The organism is Candidatus Nitrospira bockiana (assembly GCF_965152565.1).
Genome location: NZ_OZ224215.1, coordinates 1,805,143 through 1,825,089, shown reverse-complemented (window position 1 = coordinate 1,825,089; position 19,947 = coordinate 1,805,143). Strand labels below are relative to the sequence as shown.

The 19,947-nt window shown below is 64.0% G+C and carries 27 protein-coding genes and 1 tRNA gene; 10 read left to right on the top strand and 18 right to left on the bottom strand.

Features of this window, described 5'->3' with window-relative positions; genetic code table 11:
* Nucleotides 1-93 precede the first annotated feature (93 nt).
* The 3 genes from ACWHYV_RS09090 (at nt 94) to ACWHYV_RS09080 (ending at nt 1,737) form a co-directional block, all read left to right on the top strand.
* Nucleotides 94-945 carry a M48 family metallopeptidase gene (locus tag ACWHYV_RS09090; protein WP_447980318.1) on the top strand — a complete coding sequence of 284 codons (852 nt, stop codon included), beginning with the start codon at nt 94-96 and terminating at the stop codon, nt 943-945.
* An 89-nt stretch (nt 946-1,034) separates the two neighbouring features.
* Nucleotides 1,035-1,277, top strand: a complete 243-nt coding sequence (locus ACWHYV_RS09085; RefSeq protein WP_447980317.1) for an Lrp/AsnC ligand binding domain-containing protein — start codon at nt 1,035-1,037, stop codon at nt 1,275-1,277.
* 13 nt (nt 1,278-1,290) lie between these two features.
* Entirely contained in the window at nt 1,291-1,737 is a 447-nt protein-coding gene (locus ACWHYV_RS09080) for a hypothetical protein (RefSeq protein WP_447980316.1), read from the top strand.
* 44 nt (nt 1,738-1,781) lie between these two features.
* On the opposite strand, the gene ACWHYV_RS09075 is transcribed toward ACWHYV_RS09080, so the two are convergent.
* The 4 genes from ACWHYV_RS09075 to malQ form a co-directional block, all read right to left on the bottom strand.
* Nucleotides 1,782-2,141, bottom strand: coding sequence for a PilZ domain-containing protein (locus ACWHYV_RS09075; protein ID WP_447980315.1), 360 nt, complete (start codon nt 2,139-2,141; stop codon nt 1,782-1,784).
* A gap of 452 nt (nt 2,142-2,593) precedes the next feature.
* Nucleotides 2,594-3,982: a sigma-54-dependent transcriptional regulator gene (locus tag ACWHYV_RS09070; protein WP_447980314.1), complete on the bottom strand. Its 1,389-nt coding sequence runs from the start codon at nt 3,980-3,982 to the stop codon at nt 2,594-2,596.
* Entirely contained in the window at nt 3,979-5,151 is a 1,173-nt protein-coding gene (locus tag ACWHYV_RS09065; protein WP_447980313.1) for a sensor histidine kinase, read from the bottom strand. The genes ACWHYV_RS09070 and ACWHYV_RS09065 overlap by 4 nt, the downstream gene beginning before the upstream one ends.
* Before the next feature lie 75 nt (nt 5,152-5,226).
* Nucleotides 5,227-7,455: a 4-alpha-glucanotransferase gene (gene malQ, locus ACWHYV_RS09060; RefSeq protein WP_447980312.1), complete on the bottom strand. Its 2,229-nt coding sequence runs from the start codon at nt 7,453-7,455 to the stop codon at nt 5,227-5,229.
* A gap of 119 nt (nt 7,456-7,574) precedes the next feature.
* Here malQ and ACWHYV_RS09055 point away from each other — a divergent pair, with 119 nt between their 5' ends.
* Nucleotides 7,575-8,009: a hypothetical protein gene (locus ACWHYV_RS09055; protein ID WP_447980311.1), complete on the top strand. Its 435-nt coding sequence runs from the start codon at nt 7,575-7,577 to the stop codon at nt 8,007-8,009.
* A 13-nt stretch (nt 8,010-8,022) separates the two neighbouring features.
* Here ACWHYV_RS09055 and ACWHYV_RS09050 read toward each other — a convergent pair whose 3' ends face one another.
* From ACWHYV_RS09050 to ald, 10 genes are all read right to left on the bottom strand, one after another.
* Nucleotides 8,023-8,793, bottom strand: a complete 771-nt coding sequence (locus ACWHYV_RS09050; RefSeq protein ID WP_447980310.1) for an SPFH domain-containing protein — start codon at nt 8,791-8,793, stop codon at nt 8,023-8,025.
* 283 nt (nt 8,794-9,076) lie between these two features.
* The gene (locus ACWHYV_RS09045; protein WP_447980309.1) at nt 9,077-9,463 is read right to left on the bottom strand and encodes a c-type cytochrome; all 387 of its coding nucleotides are present in this window, start codon (nt 9,461-9,463) and stop codon (nt 9,077-9,079) included.
* 2 nt (nt 9,464-9,465) lie between these two features.
* Nucleotides 9,466-9,636 carry a hypothetical protein gene (locus ACWHYV_RS09040; protein ID WP_447980308.1) on the bottom strand — a complete coding sequence of 57 codons (171 nt, stop codon included), beginning with the start codon at nt 9,634-9,636 and terminating at the stop codon, nt 9,466-9,468.
* Nucleotides 9,636-10,319 carry a 7-cyano-7-deazaguanine synthase QueC gene (gene queC, locus ACWHYV_RS09035; protein ID WP_447980307.1) on the bottom strand — a complete coding sequence of 228 codons (684 nt, stop codon included), beginning with the start codon at nt 10,317-10,319 and terminating at the stop codon, nt 9,636-9,638. The genes ACWHYV_RS09040 and queC overlap by 1 nt, the downstream gene beginning before the upstream one ends.
* 97 nt (nt 10,320-10,416) lie before the next feature.
* Nucleotides 10,417-10,929 carry a TraR/DksA family transcriptional regulator gene (locus ACWHYV_RS09030; RefSeq protein ID WP_447980306.1) on the bottom strand — a complete coding sequence of 171 codons (513 nt, stop codon included), beginning with the start codon at nt 10,927-10,929 and terminating at the stop codon, nt 10,417-10,419.
* A 108-nt stretch (nt 10,930-11,037) separates the two neighbouring features.
* Nucleotides 11,038-11,553: an adenine phosphoribosyltransferase gene (locus tag ACWHYV_RS09025; protein ID WP_447980707.1), complete on the bottom strand. Its 516-nt coding sequence runs from the start codon at nt 11,551-11,553 to the stop codon at nt 11,038-11,040.
* Between the two features lie 11 nt (nt 11,554-11,564).
* Entirely contained in the window at nt 11,565-12,533 is a 969-nt protein-coding gene (locus tag ACWHYV_RS09020) for a sigma-70 family RNA polymerase sigma factor (protein WP_447980305.1), read from the bottom strand.
* 24 nt (nt 12,534-12,557) lie between these two features.
* Nucleotides 12,558-12,845 (bottom strand): acylphosphatase, encoded by a 288-nt coding sequence (locus tag ACWHYV_RS09015; protein ID WP_447980304.1) that lies wholly within the window; start codon nt 12,843-12,845, stop codon nt 12,558-12,560.
* Between the two features lie 314 nt (nt 12,846-13,159).
* Nucleotides 13,160-13,236: transfer RNA gene (locus tag ACWHYV_RS09010), tRNA-Pro, on the bottom strand.
* A gap of 25 nt (nt 13,237-13,261) precedes the next feature.
* On the bottom strand, nt 13,262-14,365 hold the full coding sequence (gene ald, locus ACWHYV_RS09005; RefSeq protein ID WP_447980303.1) for an alanine dehydrogenase: 1,104 nt from the start codon (nt 14,363-14,365) through the stop codon (nt 13,262-13,264).
* A 179-nt stretch (nt 14,366-14,544) separates the two neighbouring features.
* Between ald and ACWHYV_RS09000 the strand changes: the two genes are divergently transcribed.
* Genes ACWHYV_RS09000 through ACWHYV_RS08985 form a run of 4 tightly spaced genes read left to right on the top strand, consistent with a single transcriptional unit; the run spans nt 14,545 to nt 16,036 of the window.
* Complete coding sequence (locus ACWHYV_RS09000) at nt 14,545-14,949, top strand: hypothetical protein (protein WP_447980302.1); 405 nt, start codon at nt 14,545-14,547, stop codon at nt 14,947-14,949.
* Between the two features lie 3 nt (nt 14,950-14,952).
* Complete coding sequence (locus ACWHYV_RS08995; RefSeq protein WP_447980301.1) at nt 14,953-15,333, top strand: (2Fe-2S) ferredoxin domain-containing protein; 381 nt, start codon at nt 14,953-14,955, stop codon at nt 15,331-15,333.
* Nucleotides 15,323-15,736 carry a hypothetical protein gene (locus ACWHYV_RS08990; RefSeq protein WP_447980300.1) on the top strand — a complete coding sequence of 138 codons (414 nt, stop codon included), beginning with the start codon at nt 15,323-15,325 and terminating at the stop codon, nt 15,734-15,736. The genes ACWHYV_RS08995 and ACWHYV_RS08990 overlap by 11 nt, the downstream gene beginning before the upstream one ends.
* A 12-nt stretch (nt 15,737-15,748) precedes the next feature.
* Nucleotides 15,749-16,036 carry a hypothetical protein gene (locus ACWHYV_RS08985; RefSeq protein WP_447980299.1) on the top strand — a complete coding sequence of 96 codons (288 nt, stop codon included), beginning with the start codon at nt 15,749-15,751 and terminating at the stop codon, nt 16,034-16,036.
* A gap of 65 nt (nt 16,037-16,101) precedes the next feature.
* On the opposite strand, the gene ACWHYV_RS08980 is transcribed toward ACWHYV_RS08985, so the two are convergent.
* Entirely contained in the window at nt 16,102-17,145 is a 1,044-nt protein-coding gene (locus ACWHYV_RS08980; RefSeq protein WP_447980298.1) for a phytoene/squalene synthase family protein, read from the bottom strand.
* Nucleotides 17,145-17,582, bottom strand: a complete 438-nt coding sequence (locus tag ACWHYV_RS08975) for a cupredoxin domain-containing protein (RefSeq protein WP_447980297.1) — start codon at nt 17,580-17,582, stop codon at nt 17,145-17,147. Before ACWHYV_RS08975 ends, ACWHYV_RS08980 begins: the two co-directional genes overlap by 1 nt.
* 197 nt (nt 17,583-17,779) lie before the next feature.
* Here ACWHYV_RS08975 and htpX point away from each other — a divergent pair, with 197 nt between their 5' ends.
* Together htpX and ACWHYV_RS08965 are read left to right on the top strand one after the other, a co-directional pair.
* Entirely contained in the window at nt 17,780-18,676 is an 897-nt protein-coding gene (gene htpX / locus ACWHYV_RS08970) for a protease HtpX (protein WP_447980296.1), read from the top strand.
* 13 nt (nt 18,677-18,689) lie between these two features.
* Entirely contained in the window at nt 18,690-19,304 is a 615-nt protein-coding gene (locus ACWHYV_RS08965; RefSeq protein WP_447980295.1) for a glutathione peroxidase, read from the top strand.
* 44 nt (nt 19,305-19,348) lie between these two features.
* Here ACWHYV_RS08965 and ACWHYV_RS08960 read toward each other — a convergent pair whose 3' ends face one another.
* Together ACWHYV_RS08960 and ACWHYV_RS08955 are read right to left on the bottom strand one after the other, a co-directional pair.
* Entirely contained in the window at nt 19,349-19,621 is a 273-nt protein-coding gene (locus ACWHYV_RS08960) for a hypothetical protein (RefSeq protein ID WP_447980294.1), read from the bottom strand.
* 41 nt (nt 19,622-19,662) lie between these two features.
* Complete coding sequence (locus tag ACWHYV_RS08955; protein WP_447980293.1) at nt 19,663-19,941, bottom strand: FmdB family zinc ribbon protein; 279 nt, start codon at nt 19,939-19,941, stop codon at nt 19,663-19,665.
* Nucleotides 19,942-19,947: the final 6 nt, after the last annotated feature.

The window sequence follows — 19,947 nt, the reverse complement described above, 5'->3', positions numbered from 1 at the left end:
AAGCGGGACGCGGACAAGCGCGACGCCGCCCGCTCGTCTGGCGGGCCTTCGCGGGTCTGTGATAGAGTCGCCGAGATGAAGAGGATACGGCGCATGAGGATCGCCGGGTTGCACCGCTCCACTCTCGCCCTTCTGCTGCTGGCGCTGGGGGCGGTGGCCGCTTGCGAGACGAATCCCTACACCAAGCGAAGCCAATTCCTGGCGGTGCCCGAGAGCTATGAGAAGAAGTTGGGCGCGCAGGCGTACCAACAGGTTTTGAGCGACCCGAAGGTCAAGGTGTCCTCGGACCCCCGCGAAGTGCAGGCGGTCACCCGAGTGGCGACCCGGATCATCGACGCGGCCAAGCAGTCCAAGTATGCCGACCTCGCCAAGACGTTCGATTGGGACGTCACGGTGATCAAGGACGATCAGATGAAAAACGCGTTCGCGCTGCCCGGCGGCAAGATCGCCGTGTACACCGGCATCTTCCCGATCGCCAAGAACGAGGCGGGGCTGGCGGCGATCATGGGGCATGAAGTGGTCCATGCGCTCGCCCGGCACGGCGCCGAGCGGATGAGCCAAGGGGCGCTTGCGCAGGCGGCGATCACGGCGGCGACCGTGGGAGCGGCAAGCCAGGGCCTGGATCCGAAGCTGGCCCAGTTGGCCGGCGGCGCGCTGGCGAACTACGGCTTCATTCTTCCGTACAGCCGGAAGCACGAATCGGAAGCCGATTACATCGGGCTGTTACTCGCCGCGCAGGCCGGATACGATCCCAGGGAAGCGGTGCATATTTGGGAACGGATGGAGGCGGCCGCCAAGGGGCAGCCGCCCGAGTTCCTGTCCACCCACCCCAGTCACGGCACGCGGATCCAGCAATTGCAGGAGCACATGCCCGAAGCGCTGGCCGTCTATGAGCGCGCTCCGCGGGCGCCGGCCGCAGAGCTCCCCGCGGTGGCCGCCCCTTGACGGAGCCGCACCGTTGACTTCCGGACGGGGTTTCGGCTAGGTTCTCCGCCGGTTTCACAGGATCGACTCGCCTCATGACGGAGCCGCCCATGCCTGATCGTGCCTACGTCTTGATCAATGTCCTGCCGGGTCAAACCGGCAACGTGATCAAGGCCCTGTCGGAGATCAAGGAGATCAAGACGATCGACCCGTGCTGGGGGAAGCCGGACATTTTTACGATCGTCGAAGTATCGGACCAGGACGCGCTCTCGACCCTTGTGCTGACGAAGATCCATGCGATCGAAGGTGTGGCACAGACGGACACGCATCTCGTGTACCGCTTGACCAAGTAGCTGGAGGAGAGGCATGCGTCGGGGTGGGGCGACGATCTGGCTGTCCGCGCTGGTGCTGTCGGTCGGCTGTACCACGGCCTCGTTCGAGGTTCGTCCCGACTCGGAGGAGCTGCTCCTCGACGCGCCGCGGGAGGAGGTGAAGCGGGCGTTGGTCACCGTCCTCGAGGTCGACGGCTACCCCGTCCGGGACAGCGGCGACGATCCGATCCTCTCGACCGGCTATCGGCGAGAGACCTCCTCCCCGGTCGACTCGTTGCTCCGTTCACGCTTTGGGGTGATGCGAAGCCGGGTCGAAGCGCTGCTCTCATCGGAGCCTGACGGGACCACCAAGCTGACCCTGTCCATTCTCTATGAACAGAAGGACCACCTCTGGTCCGCCTGGCAGGAAGCCCCGGCGCCTCCCCACCGAGCGGCGGAACTGTACGTGCGTTCGCTCAAGCAGATCCTCGGCCTGCTCTGACCTCCGGGGTGTTCACCTTCAGCTCTGCACGGCTCTTGGGACGGTTACGCCCTCGCGTACTCCGCTTGGGACTCCAAGAAGTGCTCGAGCCGGCGGCGGCTGGTTCTCGACAGACTGAGAAACTCCACACCGAACTTCCTCGGCGCGGTCCAACGCACCGCGGCCAGTTCCACCAGCACCGGCTTCGCGTGATCGGGGAGGAGCAGGTTCACCCCGACGTACATGCCGGGCAGGACATCGACCGGGCTTTCGACGGCACATCCCCAGGCTGACACGTTATAGGTCGTGCCCTTTCCGCTCCGGCCTTCCCCTTCGAACGTAATCGGCGCTTCGCACACGAAGCGCGGCCCCCGACGCTGCTCCGACGAGAGATCTTGCTTCATCACCCTGGTCGTGTTGCGCATGGCACCTCCTGGTACAGTCGTCCGCTCGCCGGCGATCGGCTCATCGCCCCGCCGCTATGCGGCTCAGTGCCGGACCAAAGCGGGCGACCAAGCAAGAAGCAATCCCCCGGGGGGCTGATCAGCACAAAGGAGATAAGGCGTTGAAAGAATGATGAACGGGTTGGCACGGAAGCCAGGCTCGCTGGGACAGAGACCTCAGCAAACCCTCTTCAGCCCTCTCGATGCTCGTTTTGCTCGGTTCGCCTCCGATTCGCTGTCTCCTCGGCGCCACAGGCGGCGCCCGGGCCGTTCAATTTTGTCGGTCGTGTATAACCACTCGACAATACGATGTCGTCCATTCAAGTACTACGTATAAGTTAGTATGTCTGGCCGCTCAAAGGGTACCAGGTGGATCGCGGGAGGGGGAAGGAAGAGCCGCGGCGGAACGGCAAACCAAGGAGAAGGGAACAGGCTCAGGAGTCGTCGCCGAGGTCGATACCGAATCGCTCGGCCATGCGGTAGAGCGTGCGGCGGTCGATGTCCAGGATCTTGGCGGCGCGGACCTTGTTGTGGCCGGTTTCTTTGAGGACCCGGATGAGGTACCGACGCTCCAGTTCCTCGAGGCTCACGAGCTCGGGCGCCTGATCGGGCAACGGCGCGGTCGTGATCGAGCACGCCTCGGCGGATCGGACGGCTGCCGGGAGATCATCCGGCAGGATCAGGGGGCCATGCGAGAGGGAGACGGCGCGCTCGATCGCGTTCTCCAACTCTCGGACGTTCCCCGGCCAGGCGTAGTGCGTGAGCAGGGCCATCGTCTGGGGAACGAACCCGCGGATCATCGGTCCGCCCTCACGCGTCAGCTTGTCGAGGAAGTGCTGGGCGAGCATCGGAATGTCTTCACGGCGGTCGCGAAGCGGCGGCACGACGATCCGAACGACGTTCAACCGGTAAAAGAGGTCTTCACGGAACCGCCCCTCCTTGACGAGCTGCGCGAGATCCCGATTCGTGGCCGCGATGATGCGGACGTCCACCTTGGCCGAGCTGATCGCGCCGACCCGCCGGACCTCCTGTTCTTGAATCACCCGGAGCAATTTCACCTGCAGCGCCGGCCCAATGTCGCCGATTTCATCGAGAAACAACGTCCCCCCGTGGGCGGTTTCGAACAGGCCCTTCTTGACCCCGACCGCGCCGGTGAACGCGCCCTTCTCGTGACCGAACAGCTCGGATTCCAGGAGCGTGTCGGGGAGCGCCGCGCAGTTGATGGGGACGAACGCCTGGTCCCGGCGCGGGCCGTGCGCATGGATCGCCCGGGCGATCAGCTCCTTGCCCGTCCCACTCTCTCCCTCGATCAGGACCGTGCTCCTTCCTCCCGACACCCGGGCCACCAGCTTGTACACCTCCAGCATCTGGGGACTGCTGCCGACCAGCCTGGAGAGGTCGTATCGCTCCCGCAGCTCCTCCCGAAACCGGGCGTTCTCCCGGACGAGCCGGCTGTGCTCCAGGCTCCTTCGCACGACCAAACGAATCTCGTCTTTCTTGAAGGGCTTCGCCAGATAGTCATAGGCGCCCTGCTTGATCGCGTCGATCGCTCCTTCCATGGAACCGAAACCGGTGAGCAGGACGATGGAGGTATCCGGACTGTGCTGCTTGAAATCCTGGAGCACCGCCAATCCATCCACGTCGCCCATCCGGATATCGGTGAGCACGACGTCGAATCGCTGTTGGCGCCCACGCTCGATCGCTTCGGTCCCGCTCGCGGCTTCTTCCACCGTATAGCCGTCCTTGCGCAGCGCTTCCGCGAGCAACCCTCTCGCCATCGCGTCGTCATCCACCACCAAGATCAGACCCAGCGGCGCGCTCATCGGTTTCCCCCACGCCCCTCGCCGTCCACGCTCGAAGGCAGCGCGATTTCCACGATTGTGCCCTTGCCGACGGCACTGTCGAGATTGAGCGTTCCCCCGTGGGCCGAGACGATTTCGCGGCTCAGAAAGAGGCCGAGGCCGCTGCCGTCTCCCACCCCTTTGGTGGTGAAGAACGGCTCGAAGACGCGGCGCATGTCGGCTTCGGGCATCCCGCAGCCCGTGTCCCGAACGGTCACCGTCACCATCGTCTCGATCAACGGCTTGCCGGACCGCCGACGTTCTTCCAGCTCTGCCAAGCTCGCCGAGCGTCGGCCGATGACGATCAGGACCTCACCGCCCACGGGGGTGGCGGCGAGGGCGTTCGTGAGCAGGTTGACGAGGACCTGGCGAAGCTGCTCGACGTCCCCGAGCACGACGGCCGGGGCGCCGCCGAAGTCCGATTTCAGCGCGACGCCCTTTCCGCTGAAGGACGGACGCATCAGGGCGACCACGGACTGAGCCAGCTCATCGACCCGGAGCGGCTCATGCGGTCGCTTCGGCTGACGTGTCATCGACAGCTTCTCTTTGATGATCCGGACCACCCGATTCAGCTCGGCGTCGATCATCTCGAGGGTCTTTCGCATCTCGGGGGTGGCGCGGGGGTCTTCGGCCAACGACTGGACGTGCCATGCGATCGAGTGCAGCGGGGTCCCCACTTCATGGGCCACGGACGACGCGAGCAGCCCTAGGGCGGCCAGTCGCTCCGAACGGTTCAAGGCATCTTTCACTTCGCCGAGAAGGGTGTTGGCGCGCAACAACTCGGCCCTCGCCTCCTCTTCCCTCGCCTTCCGCTCCTCCCGGGTGATGGCGAAATAGGCGACGCCGATCAGCACACCGACGACCACGCTCCGGTTGATCAACGCGGCGGTGAAGCGGCCGGGCTTGTGCGGATGCAGCAGCCCGGCATACGTGGCGGCCACGCACAGTCCCACCGTGAGGACCATCAGCCAGCGGTTCCGTGCGGTCGCGACGAGCAGGATCGGCAGGACGAAGCCGTACGCCGCGACGACGTTGGCCGGCGCCCGGCTTTCCACGACGACGATCAGGAGAAAGATCGCCGCCGCAATGGCAAGGACGATCCGGTGCCCCGTCCCGGTCGCCCGCGGCTTGAGCCAGGATACCCACTTCACATACGCCTCATCCCGCGGCAGCGGCAGCCGATAGGGGAATGATAAAGGAACTGCGTACGGGTCACAAGGCGAGGGTCACGAGCGGATCGATCGCAGGACGGCGGCAAGCCGTACCGGCCGCGGGTCCTGCTTCGCCTGGTCCAGCGTCAGCGAGAGGCGATGAGACCAATTGGGATAGGCATCCAGCGTGCCGGGAAGATTGATCTGGGTCGACTGACCGAGCAAATCCTCCAGAGACGCCAGCATGAGGAACGACGGCGTACGGGCCAGAAAGGCGTGGATGGCGTCGCTCAATGCCGGCGTCAAGATCGGGCTTGCGGCCGGCTCGCCCTCCTCGGTCAAGAGGCCTTCCGCTTTGAGCGCGCGGACGATCGTCGCCTTGTCGTGCCGGCGTTCCTCTTCGGCGGCCCGATGAGCGCTCTCGTCCCGATACATCCCGAGCCGGGCTCGCACCGCAAGGTCCTCGCCGGCCCAAAAGCCGGTCAACGTCGGCAGGTCATGCGTCGTCACCACGGCCAGCGCTTGTCTGGGATACTGGGGAGAGGCCTTCCACTCCCCATCGGCCGTTCGCTCGAAGTAGAAGACCCGATAGGACAAGACACCGGCCTCGTTCAGCCGCTCGCGCACGAAATCCGGCACCGTGCCGAGATCCTCTCCGACGATGACCGCCCGGTGGCGAACGCTTTCCAGAGCCAGGATGCCGAGGAGGTCCTGCCAGGGATATCGAACATAGGCACCCGCGGACGCCGGGAGACCGCGCGGGATCCAGAAGAGACGGAACAGCCCCATGACGTGGTCCAGACGGATCGCGCCTCCATAGCGCAAGTTGTGGCGCAACAGGTCGATGAACAATTGATAGCCGGTGGCGCGAAGGCGGTGGGGGTCGACCGGAGGCAGGCCCCAGTTCTGCCCCTCCGGTGCGAAGGCGTCCGGGGGGCAGCCTGAATCGGCCGCCAGCGCGAACAGCGACTGAAACACCCAGGCGTCGCTTCCCCCCCGGTCGCTCCCCAACGCCAAGTCGTGATACAGGCCGATCGGCATGCGAAGCGCCGCGGTCCGCCGAGCCACCTCCTGTAATTGCTCGTGCGCCAGCCATTGGACGTACTGATGAAAACGCACCCGGTCCACATGCGCGTCCAGGAACGTGCGGCAAGCCGTGGAGTCCGGATCACGGTAGGACTCCGGCCAGTCCTGCCACATGTTCATCGAGGGGGACTGCGCATGAAATTCTTCCCAGAGGGCCTGAAACAAGGCGAACCGCTCCAGTCCTTCACCTTCCTCGCGCCGGTAACGGTCGAAGGCGCGCCCGCGCGACGATCCGGGTCGATCGTGCCTTCGGTCCCAGTGACGCGTGTGAAAGACCGTGAACAACACTTCGAGCACCCGACGTTTCGCCGCCGCCACGTCGTCGTACGCCACCGTGTCGCTCTTCCTGAGCGAGTCGAGCCGTGCCCGGAACTGCGGATCCCGCATGAGCCGGCGGGCCTCCGGCGACTGGTCGAACTCCGGAACACGCTCGACGTCGATGTAGAGGACGTTCAGATACAAACGGCTGTCCGGCGAGTACGGGCTGATATGATAGGGACGCGTGTTCTTGAGCGCATGCAGGGGGTTCAGCCCCACGATCCCTGCCCCGAGGTCCCCGGCCGTCCAGTCGACCCAGTCCAGCAGGCTGCCGAAATCCCCGATCCCCCAATCGCCCGCCGACCGTAGCGCGTACAACTGCATCGCCAGCCCCCAGAGCCGGTCGCCGCGCAGAAACGATTCCGGCTCATAGCACCGCGGCGGGGTCAGAATCAGACGCGCCTCTCCTGTCATGGATCCCGTTCCCCATCGCCCGGATACCGCGAGCGTGTGGTAACCAAAGCCGATCTCCGTCGGCAGCGGGAGCTCGAAGCGGACGTAGCGCCGGTCTTCGATCATATGGGTTTCCACCGGCGCGGCCCCCTTCCCCTGCCGGCCGGCCTGCCGATCCCGGCCCGCTTCATCACGGACGACCCAGTCGATCTCAACGAGATGGTCCACACCTTCCGGCACGGGAAGGCGAAAGGACCAACTCCCCGCTCGGCCCGCCGGGGCGACGATTACCGGGTCGCACGGGCGGGTCCAGTTCGCTTCATCATGCACACGGAGCGCATGCGCCAACTCCTCTCGGGAACGCGCCGGGACCCCCATCGCGCCGAGGATCGCCCGCTTCGTCTCCGGACCGATGACGTGCCGGTTCCCATAAATGTCGTGGTATTCCGGTTCAATGCCGTATCGCTCGGCCACTTGGTCGAGAAGCTGGTGTTCGTCCGTGTTCATGGCGGCGAGTCTAGGAACAGCATGCCGCCAAGTCAAGGCGACATGGTGGGCAGCCGGCTCGGTGGAGTACAATCACCCAGGGGCTGGACGAACCGAGGACATGAGGCGCGGGTGACACGATGATCATCGTACGAGGTATCCCAATGTTCATCACCGTCGCGCTCCTGGGCGCGACGGGAGGCTGCGTGGCGAGCAGCACCTTCGAGCAGGCGCAACAGAAGTCGTATGCCCAGCATCAGGAAGACCAACGCCAGCTGCTCGAGCTCACGACGTCGAACAAGCGACTCAAGCAACGGATCGAGGAACTGGAGGGGTCGTTGGCGGCGTCCCGGGAGCAGCTTGCGCGGGTGGAACGAGAGTGGAAGGAGGCACGCGACGAGCTGCTGAAATTGAAGATCGAGAAGGAGCAGTCGTCGGCGGGCAAACGCCGGGACCGGGCCGGGCAAGAACGACCGACCGACACGTCCGATGAGCTCCGCCTCCGGGAGCGCCTCGAGGAGGCGAAACGCCGCTTGAAAGAGGTGTTGCAGCAGCTCCAGGGGGCGCTCGAGTAGGGCGGTTCGGCGCCTACGGCGTCGGGGCGGAAAGCGGGGGCAGGTTGATGCCCACCTTTTCCATCCCCATGATGATCGTCAGCGCCGACGGCGCATGCTGGACGATCTCCTTCTGCACCTCGATGCGTCGGAGGTCCACGAACTCCGGTGCGCTCAGTCCCAGGTGCTCCCGATACGCGCGATCGGCGATCCCGCGTTGCCGCTCGGCCTTCTCCCGCGCCTCCTCGGCCTTCTGGAATTCGATCATCGTAATCTTGCGTTGTTCCTGCTTGATCGTTTCCGCCGTCTGCTCGAGCACCCCCTTGGGCGGCAGAATGCTGCCGATCACGACGCGGTTCAACCGGATCGGGATTCCCTGTTTTTCCACCAGCTTGGTGCGCACCTCCTGCTCCACCGCGTCCTGTAGCTTCGTACGGGTCGCGGGCTTCGTCGTCAGCTCGAACAAGGGATACTTTTGCACCTCTTCGCGCACGAACGTGCGAAAGGCTTCTTTGACGTTGTTGACATACCAGTTCGGTCCGAACCGGCTGATCAATTCCGGGGACCGCCCTTCGATGACGTTGGCAATGAGAAACGCATCGAAGGAGACGGGCGCATTCTCCGCGGAGATGATGTCGAAGTGCTCCGAATGCTGAATCGGGCGTACATCCACATCGATCATTTCGGTCGTCGGCGCGACGAAGACCCGTCCCGTCGTCGCCGGGACCGGATCGACGCCGCCATGCCCGAACAAGAGCGGCTTCGCCACGAGAACGCCCTCATGGCCGGCATCGATGGCGGGCATGATACAGCCTGTCAGAAGGAACAGCGCAGAGCCGATGAGGCCGCCGACTGATCTTGCAAGCGAATCCATAGGTCCTCCTTCGTCTATCTTCTGGCGGGTGGTTCGGGCGCAGGTCCAAAAAGGCCGCACTGGAAGCCGGATCAAGGCGGGCGGATGAGAGGCGGGACACGAGACTCCCCGATCGTTCGCGGAACAGATCGCGGAAGATCCGGCATGATCAGAGTGTAGGAGTACGCTAGGGGGAAAGCAAGAGCGGGGACGGGGCGGCGGCTCCGTGAGACGGCTACATGATACCCGCCTGGCGCTGGAGCCACCGGACGTACTTGATGATCTGCTCCACGTCCTCTGGCGTTACCCCTTCGATCTTCGGCATGTCGCCGAAGCGCCAGTGATGGGCTCGTACGCCGGCCGCCGCCGCCCGGTGAAATGCCGCATCTCCGTGATGGCTCGGCTCATAGATTTTGTGCACGAGCGGGGGGCCGTGGTCGGTCCCCGTGCCGCCCGGCCCATGACAGCGGGCGCAATGCGCGTTGAACTTGCCCTCCCCCGCTTGGAATTCGGCTGGCACTTTCGACGGATCCGACTTGCCGGCGCCGGACCCGGCGAGCGGGACCAACAGCGCCGCCGCCGCCAACCCGGCGCCCCATGTCCGCCTGCTCCGCTGGCTCATGCTCACCTCGCTGCCTTGTCCGTCGGCGCCCGCTTGTCTTCCCCGGCTCCGAATTGCTCGTGGAGCATCCGCTTCGTCTGCCTGACCGTGAAGTACCGGTAGAGCCGTGCCGTCAGCGGCACGAGGACGATCAGGGCGATCGTCAGATACATGAAGAACTCTTCGGGCGACACTAGGCCTCCACGTACCGGATGGGATCCTCGAGGCCGGCCGCTTGGAATCCCGCCAGTCTGATCCGGCAACTGTCACACCGACCGCACGCCGTGCCGTCCGGCAACGGGTCATAGCAGCTATGGGTCAGTTCGAACGGCACGCCGAGGGACGCCCCGAGCTTGATGATTTCGGCTTTCGTGAGCGACAGAAGCGGCGCACGGATCTCGAACCGCGCACCGGACACGCCCGCCCGCGTACCGAGCCGGGCGACGGTTTCGAAGGCTCGCAAGAACTCCGGCCGGCAATCCGGATAACCGGAGTAGTCTACAACATTGGCCCCGATGAAGATCAACGTCGCCTCTACGCGCTCGGCGTACGCGACCGCCAAGGCGAGGAAGATCGTATTGCGGGCCGGGACATAGGTGCTCGGAATCTCGGGCACCGCCGGATCGAGCCTGCGATCCTTCGGGACCGCCAGGTCCGACGTGAGCGCCGAGCCGCCGATCGGACCGAGGTCGACGTTCAGGACGAGATGCGCCGATGCGCCAAGGGCCCGTGCGAGGTCGGTTGCGCGCTCGACTTCGACCCGATGCCGCTGGCCGTATCGGATGGTCAGGAAGTGAAGCACATGACCTTCCTGCCTGGCCACGGCGGCGGCGACCGTCGAATCCAACCCGCCGCTGGCGAGCACGACGGCTCTCATGACCTCTTCTCAAACGGCAAGGGGTGGCGGCATGACTCCGCGGACGCCGAGCCTTCCGCCCGGGTCGTCAGCGGACGTCGCCGGACCACCCCTCTCGCTAGTCCCGTTCTTCTTCTCTGGAGATCTTCTCCAACAGCTCCTGTTGGGCTTGACACTCCACGCAGAGCTTCGCGAAGGGGACCGCGGCAAGGCGCTTTTCGCTGATCTCGACGCCGCACTCCGCGCAAATTCCGTACATCCCTTCGGCGAGCCGCACCAGCGCTTCGTCGATGAGCTGCCGCTTGCGGTTGCGCATTTCCAACAAGGAGATGCCCAGTTCCCGCTGGAGATCCATCAAGGCATGGTCTCCGACGTCCATGGCCGCTTCCAACCGGCGTTGCTGGTCCTCCGTCAGCGACTGCCCGATGCTGCCTTTGATCTCGTCCAGGATCTCCTGGCGCTTTGCCATCAACATCCGGTGGAGGTTGGCGCGACGCTGTTCTTCCGCCTCCGCGACGCGCCGGCCGCCCGCGTGATCGCCGTCCGACCCTTTCCCGGCTTCCATTCCATCGCTCTTGTCGCCTTTCGGCTTCCCGGGAGGCGAAAGGCTCTTCTTGGTCTTCTCGGCCATAGGGAAGGTCCCTCTTGTGAAAAAGAGGCGTATTCTTAACACGCCCCTGTCCCTTTGACAAGGCCGAGAGCGGCACGCGCGGGTCGCGGATGTCACCCGGCTGGAGGATCAGGCGTACGTGATCATGGCGTGCACATCGCAGCCATCGAGCCGCTCCCGTCCCCGGAGAGAGGTAAGTTCGATCAAGAAAGCCAGTCCGACGATATCGCCGCCGAGCTGCCGAACGAGGTTGACCGTGGCCGCGGCCGTTCCCCCCGTCGCCAGCAGATCATCGACGATCAGCACCCGCTCGCCGATCCCGATGGCATCGCGATGAATGGCGAGGGAATTCGAGCCGTACTCGAGGTTGTATTTGACCTCGAACGAATCGGCGGGCAGTTTACCGGGCTTGCGCACCGGGACGAAGCCGGCGCCCAAGTGATAGGCGAGCGGTGCGCCGAAGATGAACCCCCGCGACTCGATGCCGATGATTTTCGAGACCTTCCGATCTCGATAGCGCTCCGTGAGGTCATCGATGATGTGCCGCAGCGCCTCGGCATCCTTCAGGAGCGTGGTGATGTCGTAAAAGAGAATGCCCGGCTTCGGGAAGTCCGGAACCTCGCGGATGAACCGCTTGTAATCCATGGCGGGCCGCTTCACAAGAGATCCTCCTGTGTCATGGTTTTTCGCTCGATCGTCGCCCGGAGCTTCACCAGGGCCGCCGTCTCGATTTGCCGTACGCGCTCGCGGGTAAGCCCTAGTCGTTGTCCGATCTCTTCCAGCGTATGCGATTCGCCGCCGTCCAGGCCGAACCGGAGGATCACGACGGTCTTTTCCTTCTCCGGCAACTCTTCGATCCACGCCATCAGGCTCTCGCGCCGCCGCACGCCCTCCGCCGTGGTGGCCGGCGAGACGCTGACCGGATCTTCGATGACGTCGCGCAGGAACGTGCCCGTCCGCTCGTTGATCGGGCTGTCGAGCGAGTACGTCGTGCGGATGAGCTGCTTCAGATCGGTGACCTCCTGCTCGGACATCTTCAAGCGCTCGGCGATCTCGTGGATCTTGGGCTCGCGGCCCAACTCCTGAACCAATTCTTCGAGCCCGGAGAGGTAGCGATTCAGCCGCTCGACGACGTGGACGGGCAGGCGGATGATCTTCGACTGGTTGATGATCGCGCGCTCGATGAACTGTCGGATCCACCACGAGGCGTACGTGCTGAACCGAAAGCCGCGGGCGTAATTGAACTTCTCGACGGCTTTGATCAGACCGATGTTGCCTTCTTCGACGATGTCGGAGAAGGGCAGCCCTCGGTTCATGTATCGCTTGCCGATGCTCACCACCAGGCGGAGATTGGACTCGATCATCTTCTCCCGTGCTTTGAAGTCCCCCTCGCTGATCCGCTTGCCCAACTCCTGTTCCTGTTCGAAGTTGAGGAGCGTGGACTTGCGGATGTCCTTCAAATAGCTCTTGACCGCGTCCAGGCCTTCGTAATCCCGCTCCTCCTTGACGGCCCCCGCGCGGCGGCGGCGTTTCGATTCGGCGAGCAGCTCGGCCTCCTCTTCCTGTTCGCCTTCCTCCTCTTCCGCTTCGACGGATTCCGTTACATCCTCGTCATCGTGCCCCATGTGGCGCTCCTCTGGACGGTGTATTCAATACCAGATCCGAAAGTCTGACCAACTTCCGGTCGGCGCTTGCCTCTCTACCTCCACCTGGTCGACACGTGCAAGCGGCGGCCCGATCCGCAGCGCGTCTAAAAACCGCTCGACGGCCTGCGCCTCGCCCTCGACCTGCACTTCCACGCGTCCGTCCGGCAGATTCCGAACACCCCCGCACAGGCCGGCTTCCCTGGCCATCCGGTGGGCGTACGCGCGATACCCCACGCCTTGCACGTCACCGCGGACGCTTACATGCGCCCTGATCCACGAGGCCCGCTCCATAGACTGACCCGTTGCCGACCCATTGAAATCAGTGCCGAGGTGAAAGAGAGGACTGAATGAAGTGATGATGGAATGAATGAACGGGCGGGAGGGCGGCCGGTTCCCACGGTCATCCCGATGTTCCCACATCCAGACTCAGAACGACCCGGCAGGGAAAGCCGAAAAGAAGACCGGAGGGCCTCCTCGCGCGCGTGCCTGCTCGTCGTTCAGTATCAGTAGATGGCGACTTGATCTCGGGCATTCGAGGGAATTTCAACTGGCTCTTGATCGGCCTACTTGATTTGACGTCTGTCCGTGAGCTGCCGGCCGATGAATGGTCGGGGCGAGAGGATTTGAACCTCCGACTCCCGCGTCCCGAACGCGGTGCGCTACCAGGCTGCGCTACGCCCCGATCCTTGGGATTCGCTCGTGCTCAATCAGGACAGCGGCTGAAACCGCATGCCGTGCGCTTCGGCAACGCCCCGACAGGCGACCGTTCCACGCATCACATTGACGCCCTGCGCCAAGCCTCGATGCGATCGCACGGCCGCCTCGACCCCCGCAGAGGCAAGCTGGACTATAAAGGGTAGCGTTGCGTTGGTCAAGGCAAAAGTCGACGTTCGCGGGACGATTCCCGGCATGTTCGGCACGCAGTAGTGAAGAATACCGTCCACCGAATACACCGGGTCCGAATGTGAGGTCGGCCTGGTCGTCTCGAAGCATCCTCCTTGATCGACCGACACGTCGACGACGACCGATCCGGCCCGCATGCGCGACACCACGCTTCGGGACACGAGCCGGGGCGCACGAGCGCCGGGAACCATGACGGCCCCGATCACGAGATCGGCATGCTCGACGTCACGGTCGATCCACGCTTGGTTGGACGCGCGCGTCACGATCCGACCTTGGTACAGCTCGTCGAGGTGCCGGAGCCGCTGGAGATCCAAATTGAACACGGTCACTTGAGCCCCCATCCCGACGGCAATCCGCGTGGCGGCCGTACCGACGACGCCGGCCCCGAGAATCACCACGCGCGCCGGTGCGACCCCCGGGACACCGGAGAGCAACACGCCCCGCCCTCCGTGTAGCCGCTCCAGATAATGCGCTCCGATCTGGACGGCCATACGGCCGGCGATCTCGCTCATGGGGCCGAGCATCGGGAAGGTGTGGTCCTCAGCTTCGGTCGTCTCGTAGGCGATCGCCGTCACGCCGGCGTCCAGGAGGGCGCGCGTCAACTCGGCCGAGGCGGCAAGGTGGAGAAACGCGAACAGGATTTGCCCCGGCCGGAACAGCGTGTACTCGCTGGGCTGCGGTTCTTTGACTTTGACGACGAGATCCGCTTCTTTGAAAAGGTGCTCCTTCGAGGTCGAAATTTCCGCTCCCGCCCGGCGGTACTCATCGTCGGGAAAGCCGCTGCCGGCTCCCGCCGAGGACTCGACCCAGACCCGGTGACCGGCCTGCGCCAACACCCGCACACCGTCCGGAGTCACACTGACCCGGTATTCATGGTCTTTGATCTCTTTGGGGACCCCGATGATCATTTCGCCGGATCAGTTTGAACCAGTCGCGGGCGCATTATACCCGCGTCGTGATCGTTTCTTGAAGACCAAGGTACGCTCGCCGGTAGCCGAGGGCCGGGAGAGCGCCGTCAATGGACGGACGCTCGCTGGACACGTCCTGAAACCTTGGTGTAAGATTCGGCCTTTCTCCGAGGCGAGCGATGATGGAAGGCGAGACAACGATGCCGGTCGGTCGCTGCGACGGATGCGAGACCGAGCACGGTCCTTTTCTCAAGCTTTCAATGGGAAAGGATTTCTTCGGCCGAGCCTATGATCGGCTCTCGCCGTCCGCGGACCATAGCCCGAAGTGGTATTGCGAATCCTGCTCGATGCACAAGAACCTCCAGCGAGACGTCCGGGATATCCGGTCGGAGATGGACAAACTGGCCGCCGGCCAGCATTCCGAATTGGCCGTCTCCGAGCAGATGCAGCGGGCGCGGCTGCGCCTCCATGAGATCTCGACGATCCTCCAGAGCGAGGGAAACGGCTCCCGGCTCCTGAACGCAGCCGAAGTCCTGGCACTCAGTGAACGGCTGCACGCCCACGCCGCCGTCTCCTCAGCGTAGGCCGTGTCCATCTTCACCCATCACATCTTCGTCTGCATCAATCAACGTCCGAAGGACGATCCGCGCGGATGCTGCGCCAACCAAGGCTCGGAGCGACTCCACGCGTTCTTCAAGAAGGAGGTGGAGCGGCTGGGGCTGAAAGGACGGGTGCGGGCCAACAAGGCCGGCTGCCTCGACCACTGTGAATATGGCCCCAGCGTCGTCATCTACCCGGAGGGAACCTGGTATTGGGTGGGGACCGAAGCGGACGTCACCGAGATCGTCGAGCGCCACATCGTCAAAGGCGAGATCGTGGAGCGGTTGCTGATGCCCGACCACCCGCCGCGCTCGGCTCAGGCCGCGCTCATGACTCCCTCTCGCCCGGGAGGCGGCGATGCCCGTTGAGGAAAAGTGGAAGGCCAATCAGGCAAAGGTCGCCTTCATGAAGCGATTTCCCGGCTTGACCTTGACGTGGGATGCGCTCGCGGGCAAGACCGTTCAGTCCGTCACGCCGTTGCCGTCCAAACCCGGCGCGGCCGTCCTCGTGTTCCAGGACGGCTCGTTCACGGTCGTCCCCCCGTTGGCCCCCGAGCCATGGGAATTGACTGAAGCGTTGACCGCGGCCCGGGCCGTGCTCGAGCCTCGGCATGGCGAGGCGTTCGCCGAGTATGATCGACTGGTACGGGCCGACAAAGAAGCCTTGCGGACGGCGCGACTGGAAAAAATCCTTGGCGCCATCCAGAACAACCTCGAGCAGATCCCCGAGTTGAAGGACCGCCTGCGCGAGCTCGTCAAAGACTGGAAGTGAGGCGTCGCCCCCATGAACATGCTGGAAATGTTCTCTCAAGCCCTATTCGAGGGAGTCAAACCGATGATGGTCGTCCGAAACCATTTGGTCCGCCACCCCGACCGCTGCCGGCATCAGGCGATCTGCATCCCCGTGTGTCCGACCGGCGCCTGGCTCTCCACGCCCCCGTACAAATTCGACGCCTCGCGCTGCCTCGAGTCCTGCCGCCTGTGCCTGGACGCCTGCCCTTCACAGGCGATCTACGCCGTCTTCCGAAAAGGCGACAAAGTGCTCGAGCCGCCGAAGCAGCAGGGCGCATAGGATTTCCCGGAGCCGCTGGCCTCCTCTCGAGTCTCGTCGAGTCTCACCTGGGAATCCCCCCGGCCTCAGCCTAGTCGCTTTCGAAGGCGCCCCCAATAGGCGGTGCCGACGTACCCGCAGCCCAACGTCCCGGCCGTCAAGGCCATGATCCCGTAGACTCTGCGTTTCGGCATCTTGACGTTGACCTCTGGATCGAGCAAGTCCGGGGACTGGGCGACCCGGTGCAGCGTTTCTCCGGCAAAGAGGATCGGCCACATGCAGGCCAGGCGGAGCCGCACGACCCGGCGCGGAATCGCCATCGTGTACAGCCAGCCGTGGTCGAGATGATCGCGCGCCGTCGCGATCAATCGCCCGAGAACCGGCCTGAATCGGGGCAGCGCTTCCCGTGGGAGCAGGTCACGCGGCTCGAGCCCGGCCTCCTGCAGCAGCACCTCGGGAACGTAGCACCGGCCGCGCTGAAGGTCGCGTGCCACGTCTTTGACGATGTTCGTCAACTGGAGACCCTTTCCGAAACGCACCCCCACCGCGGCCATTCGAACGCCGTCCCAGCTCCGGAGAGCCGGAACATGGGCGCATGCCATCCGTGTCCAGAATTCGCCGACGCATCCGGCTACGTAATAGGTGTACCGATCGAGATCCTCGACGGTCGCCAGCGCGGCGAGGTCGTGTGCGGAGTCGCCCGGGAAGACCGTCAGATCCATCTCCATCCCGTTCGTCAGGACCAGCATCAGTGACGCAATGCGCGCACGGTCGTCGCTGGAAAGGGCCCGGTAGAGCCTGAAGCAGTCGTCCAGGCGCGCGAGCAGCGCCCGTTCTCCGGGCAAGGCTTGGTGCGGGACCAGCGCCGACTGGATCGAGCGGAGCACCGCCCAATCGACCGCCTCGCTCGCGAACTGGCTCTTGAATTCCTTGAGGAGGATCAGCCGCCGGCTACGTTCGATGAGGTCCGTGTCGGCGATCGTATCCGCTGCACGGGCGAAGAGATAGGCGAGCCCGATCTGGGGTCGCATGGCCCGAGGCACGACGGCGAGGGTCAAGTAGAACGAGCGCGAGACCTGCGCGAGGATCGTCCGGAGCAGGGAGTCCTGCGTATCGTCGGCGAGCGTCACTAGCGGACTTCCAGCAGCCCTTCCATCCCTTTGGCCCGGTGACTGGGGAAGAAGAGGAGCTTCTTGTCGCAGTAGAAGGGATAGACTCCGGGCTCCGTCGGCGTGAAGCGCACCGTCATGGTCTTGCCGGCCCCCACATCGGCCTCGACGACGAGGCCGGCCTGAGGCTCCTTCAGGATGAAGTTATGCGGCGTCAACGTCGTCACACTGCGAAGCACGAGCTCGACGGGCTTCCCGGCCTGGACGATGAGATGCGGCGGATCGTAGGAGTAACTGTCCAGGATGATCGTCGCCCGTTGGACGCCGTCCGGGTCCAATGGTACAGAAAAGGGGGGCTGTGAGCCAGGGGGTTGCGTTCGGGCATATGAGGGCAGGACGATCGCCGCGGCGACGCAGGCGATGAGAATGGCTCCTCGCAAGGCGGGACCCTTCGGCATGGATTCTTCTATCACACATCGGTGCCGGCCGGTCAACGCAGCCGGCGCTTGACATCGTCCCAAACGACCCTATCTCTTGCGTACTTGCACGGCTGACGCCGCACGGGCGCGATGATTTTCGCGCGGCAGGGTTGTATAATAGGGCCGCAGTATTGAGGATCACCGTCCGCGGTGATCCAAGTGGAAAAGGAGATGCCATGTTGAAATCGCTGAAGGGGATCGCGTTGCTGCTCATCGCAAACGTCCTCATCTTCGTCGCCTTGTCGATCACGTTCACGGTCCTCACCGAATTCATCCTGCCGGCCTTCGGGATCGACCTGCGTGGGGCCGTTCACCAGCAGGATCTGCTGTGGGCCCTGGTCATCGGGTTCGGCGGCGCCTTTATCAGCTTGGCGATGTCCAAGCAGATGGCCCGGGCGATGCTCGATTGCTATCCGATCACGCAGCCGCGAACCCACGCCGAGCAGGTGATCTACGGCGCCGTTCAGGAGATCGCCCAGCGTCTCCATATTCGCATGCCCGAAGTCTGGGTCTATGAGTCGCCGGACCCCAACGCGTTCGCGACCGGGCCGAGCAAGAACAACTCGATGGTGGCGGTCTCGACCGGGCTGCTGAACAACCTCAACGAGCAGGAAGTCCGCGCCGTCTTGGCCCACGAGATGGGCCACGTGTACAACGGCGACATGTTCACGACCACCGTACTGGCCGGATTGATGAACACCTTCGTCTACTTCATTGCCATGTGGATCCGCCGGATCTTCGCGGAGCGAGACCAGGCGATGCTCGGCTTCGCGCTCTCGATCGTGCTCCAGATCGTCCTGGGCTTCCTCGCGATGATCCCGATCATGTGGCATTCCCGCCGGCGGGAGTTCGGAGCGGACGCCTTCTCGGCAAAAGTCTACGGCAAGGATGCGATGATCTCCGCGCTCCGGGCAATCCAGCGTTGGGTGGACCGGGCTCAGCCCGAGTACAGCACCCAGGATCCGCTGGTCACGTTCAAGATCTCGGGAAAGACCAGCGGGGTGATGCGTCTGTTCGCCTCGCACCCGACGGTGGAAGAGCGGGTGGCGGCGCTCCAGCGCTTGCCGTTTTAGGGGAAGGGGAGTCGTGAGAAGAACCGGGGGCGCGTTTTGGCTCGCCGTCCTGCTCGTCGCCGGGTGTTCACCCGGCTACGTCTTGTTCGCCGACCCCGTGTTCGCCGGAAGCGGGAGGCTGCCGAGGGGGGACCTGATGCCTTCGAGCCGCATTTATGAGTTCACGCTGGATGATATCGACGGTAAGCCGGTCTCACTGAGCCAGTTCCGCGGCAAGGCCCTCTTGCTCGTCAACACCGCAAGTTTTTGCGGGAACACGCCGCAGTATGCCGACCTCCAGAGCCTCTACGAGCGGTACCACGAGGCGGGGCTCGAAATCCTCGCGTTCCCTGCCAACAACTTCGGACAGCAGGAACCGGGGACGAATGAAGAGATCAAGAGTTTCTGCTACACCAAGTACAGCCTGACGTTCCCGCTGTTCAGCAAGATCAGCGTGAAAGGACCCGACAAGCACCCGCTCTATCGCTATCTCACCGAGCAGAGTCCGTTCCCGGGTGAAGTGGAATGGAACTTCCAGAAGTACCTCGTCGATCGGCGTGGAGAAATCGTCGGTCGCTATCCCCACCGGATGAAGCCCCTGGCCGACGAGATCGTCCGGGACATCGAACGGACGCTCACCCTACCCTAACGTGAAGGGTCGGTGATCCCGAGCGGCAAGACCGGAAGGCGCCGTCACGTCTTCTTGATGAAGCTGATGTGATCGCGGTACTCCCTGATGGCCGCGTCCAGGGCTTTGGCGCCCAGCGGGATATTGGCTTCGAGCGTCGCCTCCACTTCTTTGTCATCGATCACGACCTCGTATCGATCCTGCAGGCGCGTGAGGACGAGACCTTTGCCTTGGTCCCGCGGCATGAAGATTTCGTACCACACTTCCTTTTCCACCAAGCAGACGTCTCGGAATCGTTCGTAGAGCAGCGCGAGCTTTTCCGGATCGGTTTCCTTCATGCCTTCCTTCCCTCGAGTCGTGGCGTCACACAACTTCCTGGTCACGGATCATGGCTGTGCCCCCCGCTGCAGCCGCCTTCGCCTGCCGGCATGTCCCTGGGTGCGGGGATGTTGGTGATGTTCAACGGTGTGGGATCCGGCGTGGAGACGCCGAATTCGCCGGATCTGGCGGCAAACGCGGACATCACCCGGCGAAGACCGGCGCCGCAGTCCGGGCAGAGGGTCAGCGGTGCGTCACGGAGCGATTGGAGGTACTCCTTGCGCCGGTTACAGGCGGGGTCGCGCAAACACCGCTCCGCCATGTACTCATAGATCGGCATGATCGC

Bases quoted from the DNA above. Each gene is read 5' to 3' on its own strand.
- ald (WP_447980303.1), bottom strand. From the start codon at position 14,365: ATGATCATCGGGGTCCCCAAAGAGATCAAAGACCATGAATACCGGGTC.
- ACWHYV_RS09030 (WP_447980306.1), bottom strand. From the start codon at position 10,929: ATGGCCGAGAAGACCAAGAAGAGCCTTTCGCCTCCCGGGAAGCCGAAA.
- ACWHYV_RS08955 (WP_447980293.1), bottom strand. From the start codon at position 19,941: ATGCCGATCTATGAGTACATGGCGGAGCGGTGTTTGCGCGACCCCGCC.
- ACWHYV_RS09015 (WP_447980304.1), bottom strand. From the start codon at position 12,845: ATGGAGCGGGCCTCGTGGATCAGGGCGCATGTAAGCGTCCGCGGTGAC.
- queC (WP_447980307.1), bottom strand. From the start codon at position 10,319: ATGAGAGCCGTCGTGCTCGCCAGCGGCGGGTTGGATTCGACGGTCGCC.
- ACWHYV_RS09050 (WP_447980310.1), bottom strand. From the start codon at position 8,793: ATGCCCGCCATCGATGCCGGCCATGAGGGCGTTCTCGTGGCGAAGCCG.
- ACWHYV_RS09020 (WP_447980305.1), bottom strand. From the start codon at position 12,533: ATGGGGCACGATGACGAGGATGTAACGGAATCCGTCGAAGCGGAAGAG.
- ACWHYV_RS08975 (WP_447980297.1), bottom strand. From the start codon at position 17,582: ATGCCGAAGGGTCCCGCCTTGCGAGGAGCCATTCTCATCGCCTGCGTC.
- htpX (WP_447980296.1), top strand. From the start codon at position 17,780: ATGTTGAAATCGCTGAAGGGGATCGCGTTGCTGCTCATCGCAAACGTC.
- ACWHYV_RS09090 (WP_447980318.1), top strand. From the start codon at position 94: ATGAGGATCGCCGGGTTGCACCGCTCCACTCTCGCCCTTCTGCTGCTG.
- ACWHYV_RS09075 (WP_447980315.1), bottom strand. From the start codon at position 2,141: ATGCGCAACACGACCAGGGTGATGAAGCAAGATCTCTCGTCGGAGCAG.
- malQ (WP_447980312.1), bottom strand. From the start codon at position 7,455: ATGAACACGGACGAACACCAGCTTCTCGACCAAGTGGCCGAGCGATAC.
- ACWHYV_RS08960 (WP_447980294.1), bottom strand. From the start codon at position 19,621: ATGAAGGAAACCGATCCGGAAAAGCTCGCGCTGCTCTACGAACGATTC.
- ACWHYV_RS08990 (WP_447980300.1), top strand. From the start codon at position 15,323: ATGCCCGTTGAGGAAAAGTGGAAGGCCAATCAGGCAAAGGTCGCCTTC.
- ACWHYV_RS09045 (WP_447980309.1), bottom strand. From the start codon at position 9,463: ATGAGCCAGCGGAGCAGGCGGACATGGGGCGCCGGGTTGGCGGCGGCG.
- ACWHYV_RS08985 (WP_447980299.1), top strand. From the start codon at position 15,749: ATGAACATGCTGGAAATGTTCTCTCAAGCCCTATTCGAGGGAGTCAAA.
- ACWHYV_RS09085 (WP_447980317.1), top strand. From the start codon at position 1,035: ATGCCTGATCGTGCCTACGTCTTGATCAATGTCCTGCCGGGTCAAACC.
- ACWHYV_RS09070 (WP_447980314.1), bottom strand. From the start codon at position 3,982: ATGAGCGCGCCGCTGGGTCTGATCTTGGTGGTGGATGACGACGCGATG.
- ACWHYV_RS09000 (WP_447980302.1), top strand. From the start codon at position 14,545: ATGATGGAAGGCGAGACAACGATGCCGGTCGGTCGCTGCGACGGATGC.
- ACWHYV_RS09025 (WP_447980707.1), bottom strand. From the start codon at position 11,553: ATGGATTACAAGCGGTTCATCCGCGAGGTTCCGGACTTCCCGAAGCCG.
- ACWHYV_RS09055 (WP_447980311.1), top strand. From the start codon at position 7,575: ATGATCATCGTACGAGGTATCCCAATGTTCATCACCGTCGCGCTCCTG.
- ACWHYV_RS09080 (WP_447980316.1), top strand. From the start codon at position 1,291: ATGCGTCGGGGTGGGGCGACGATCTGGCTGTCCGCGCTGGTGCTGTCG.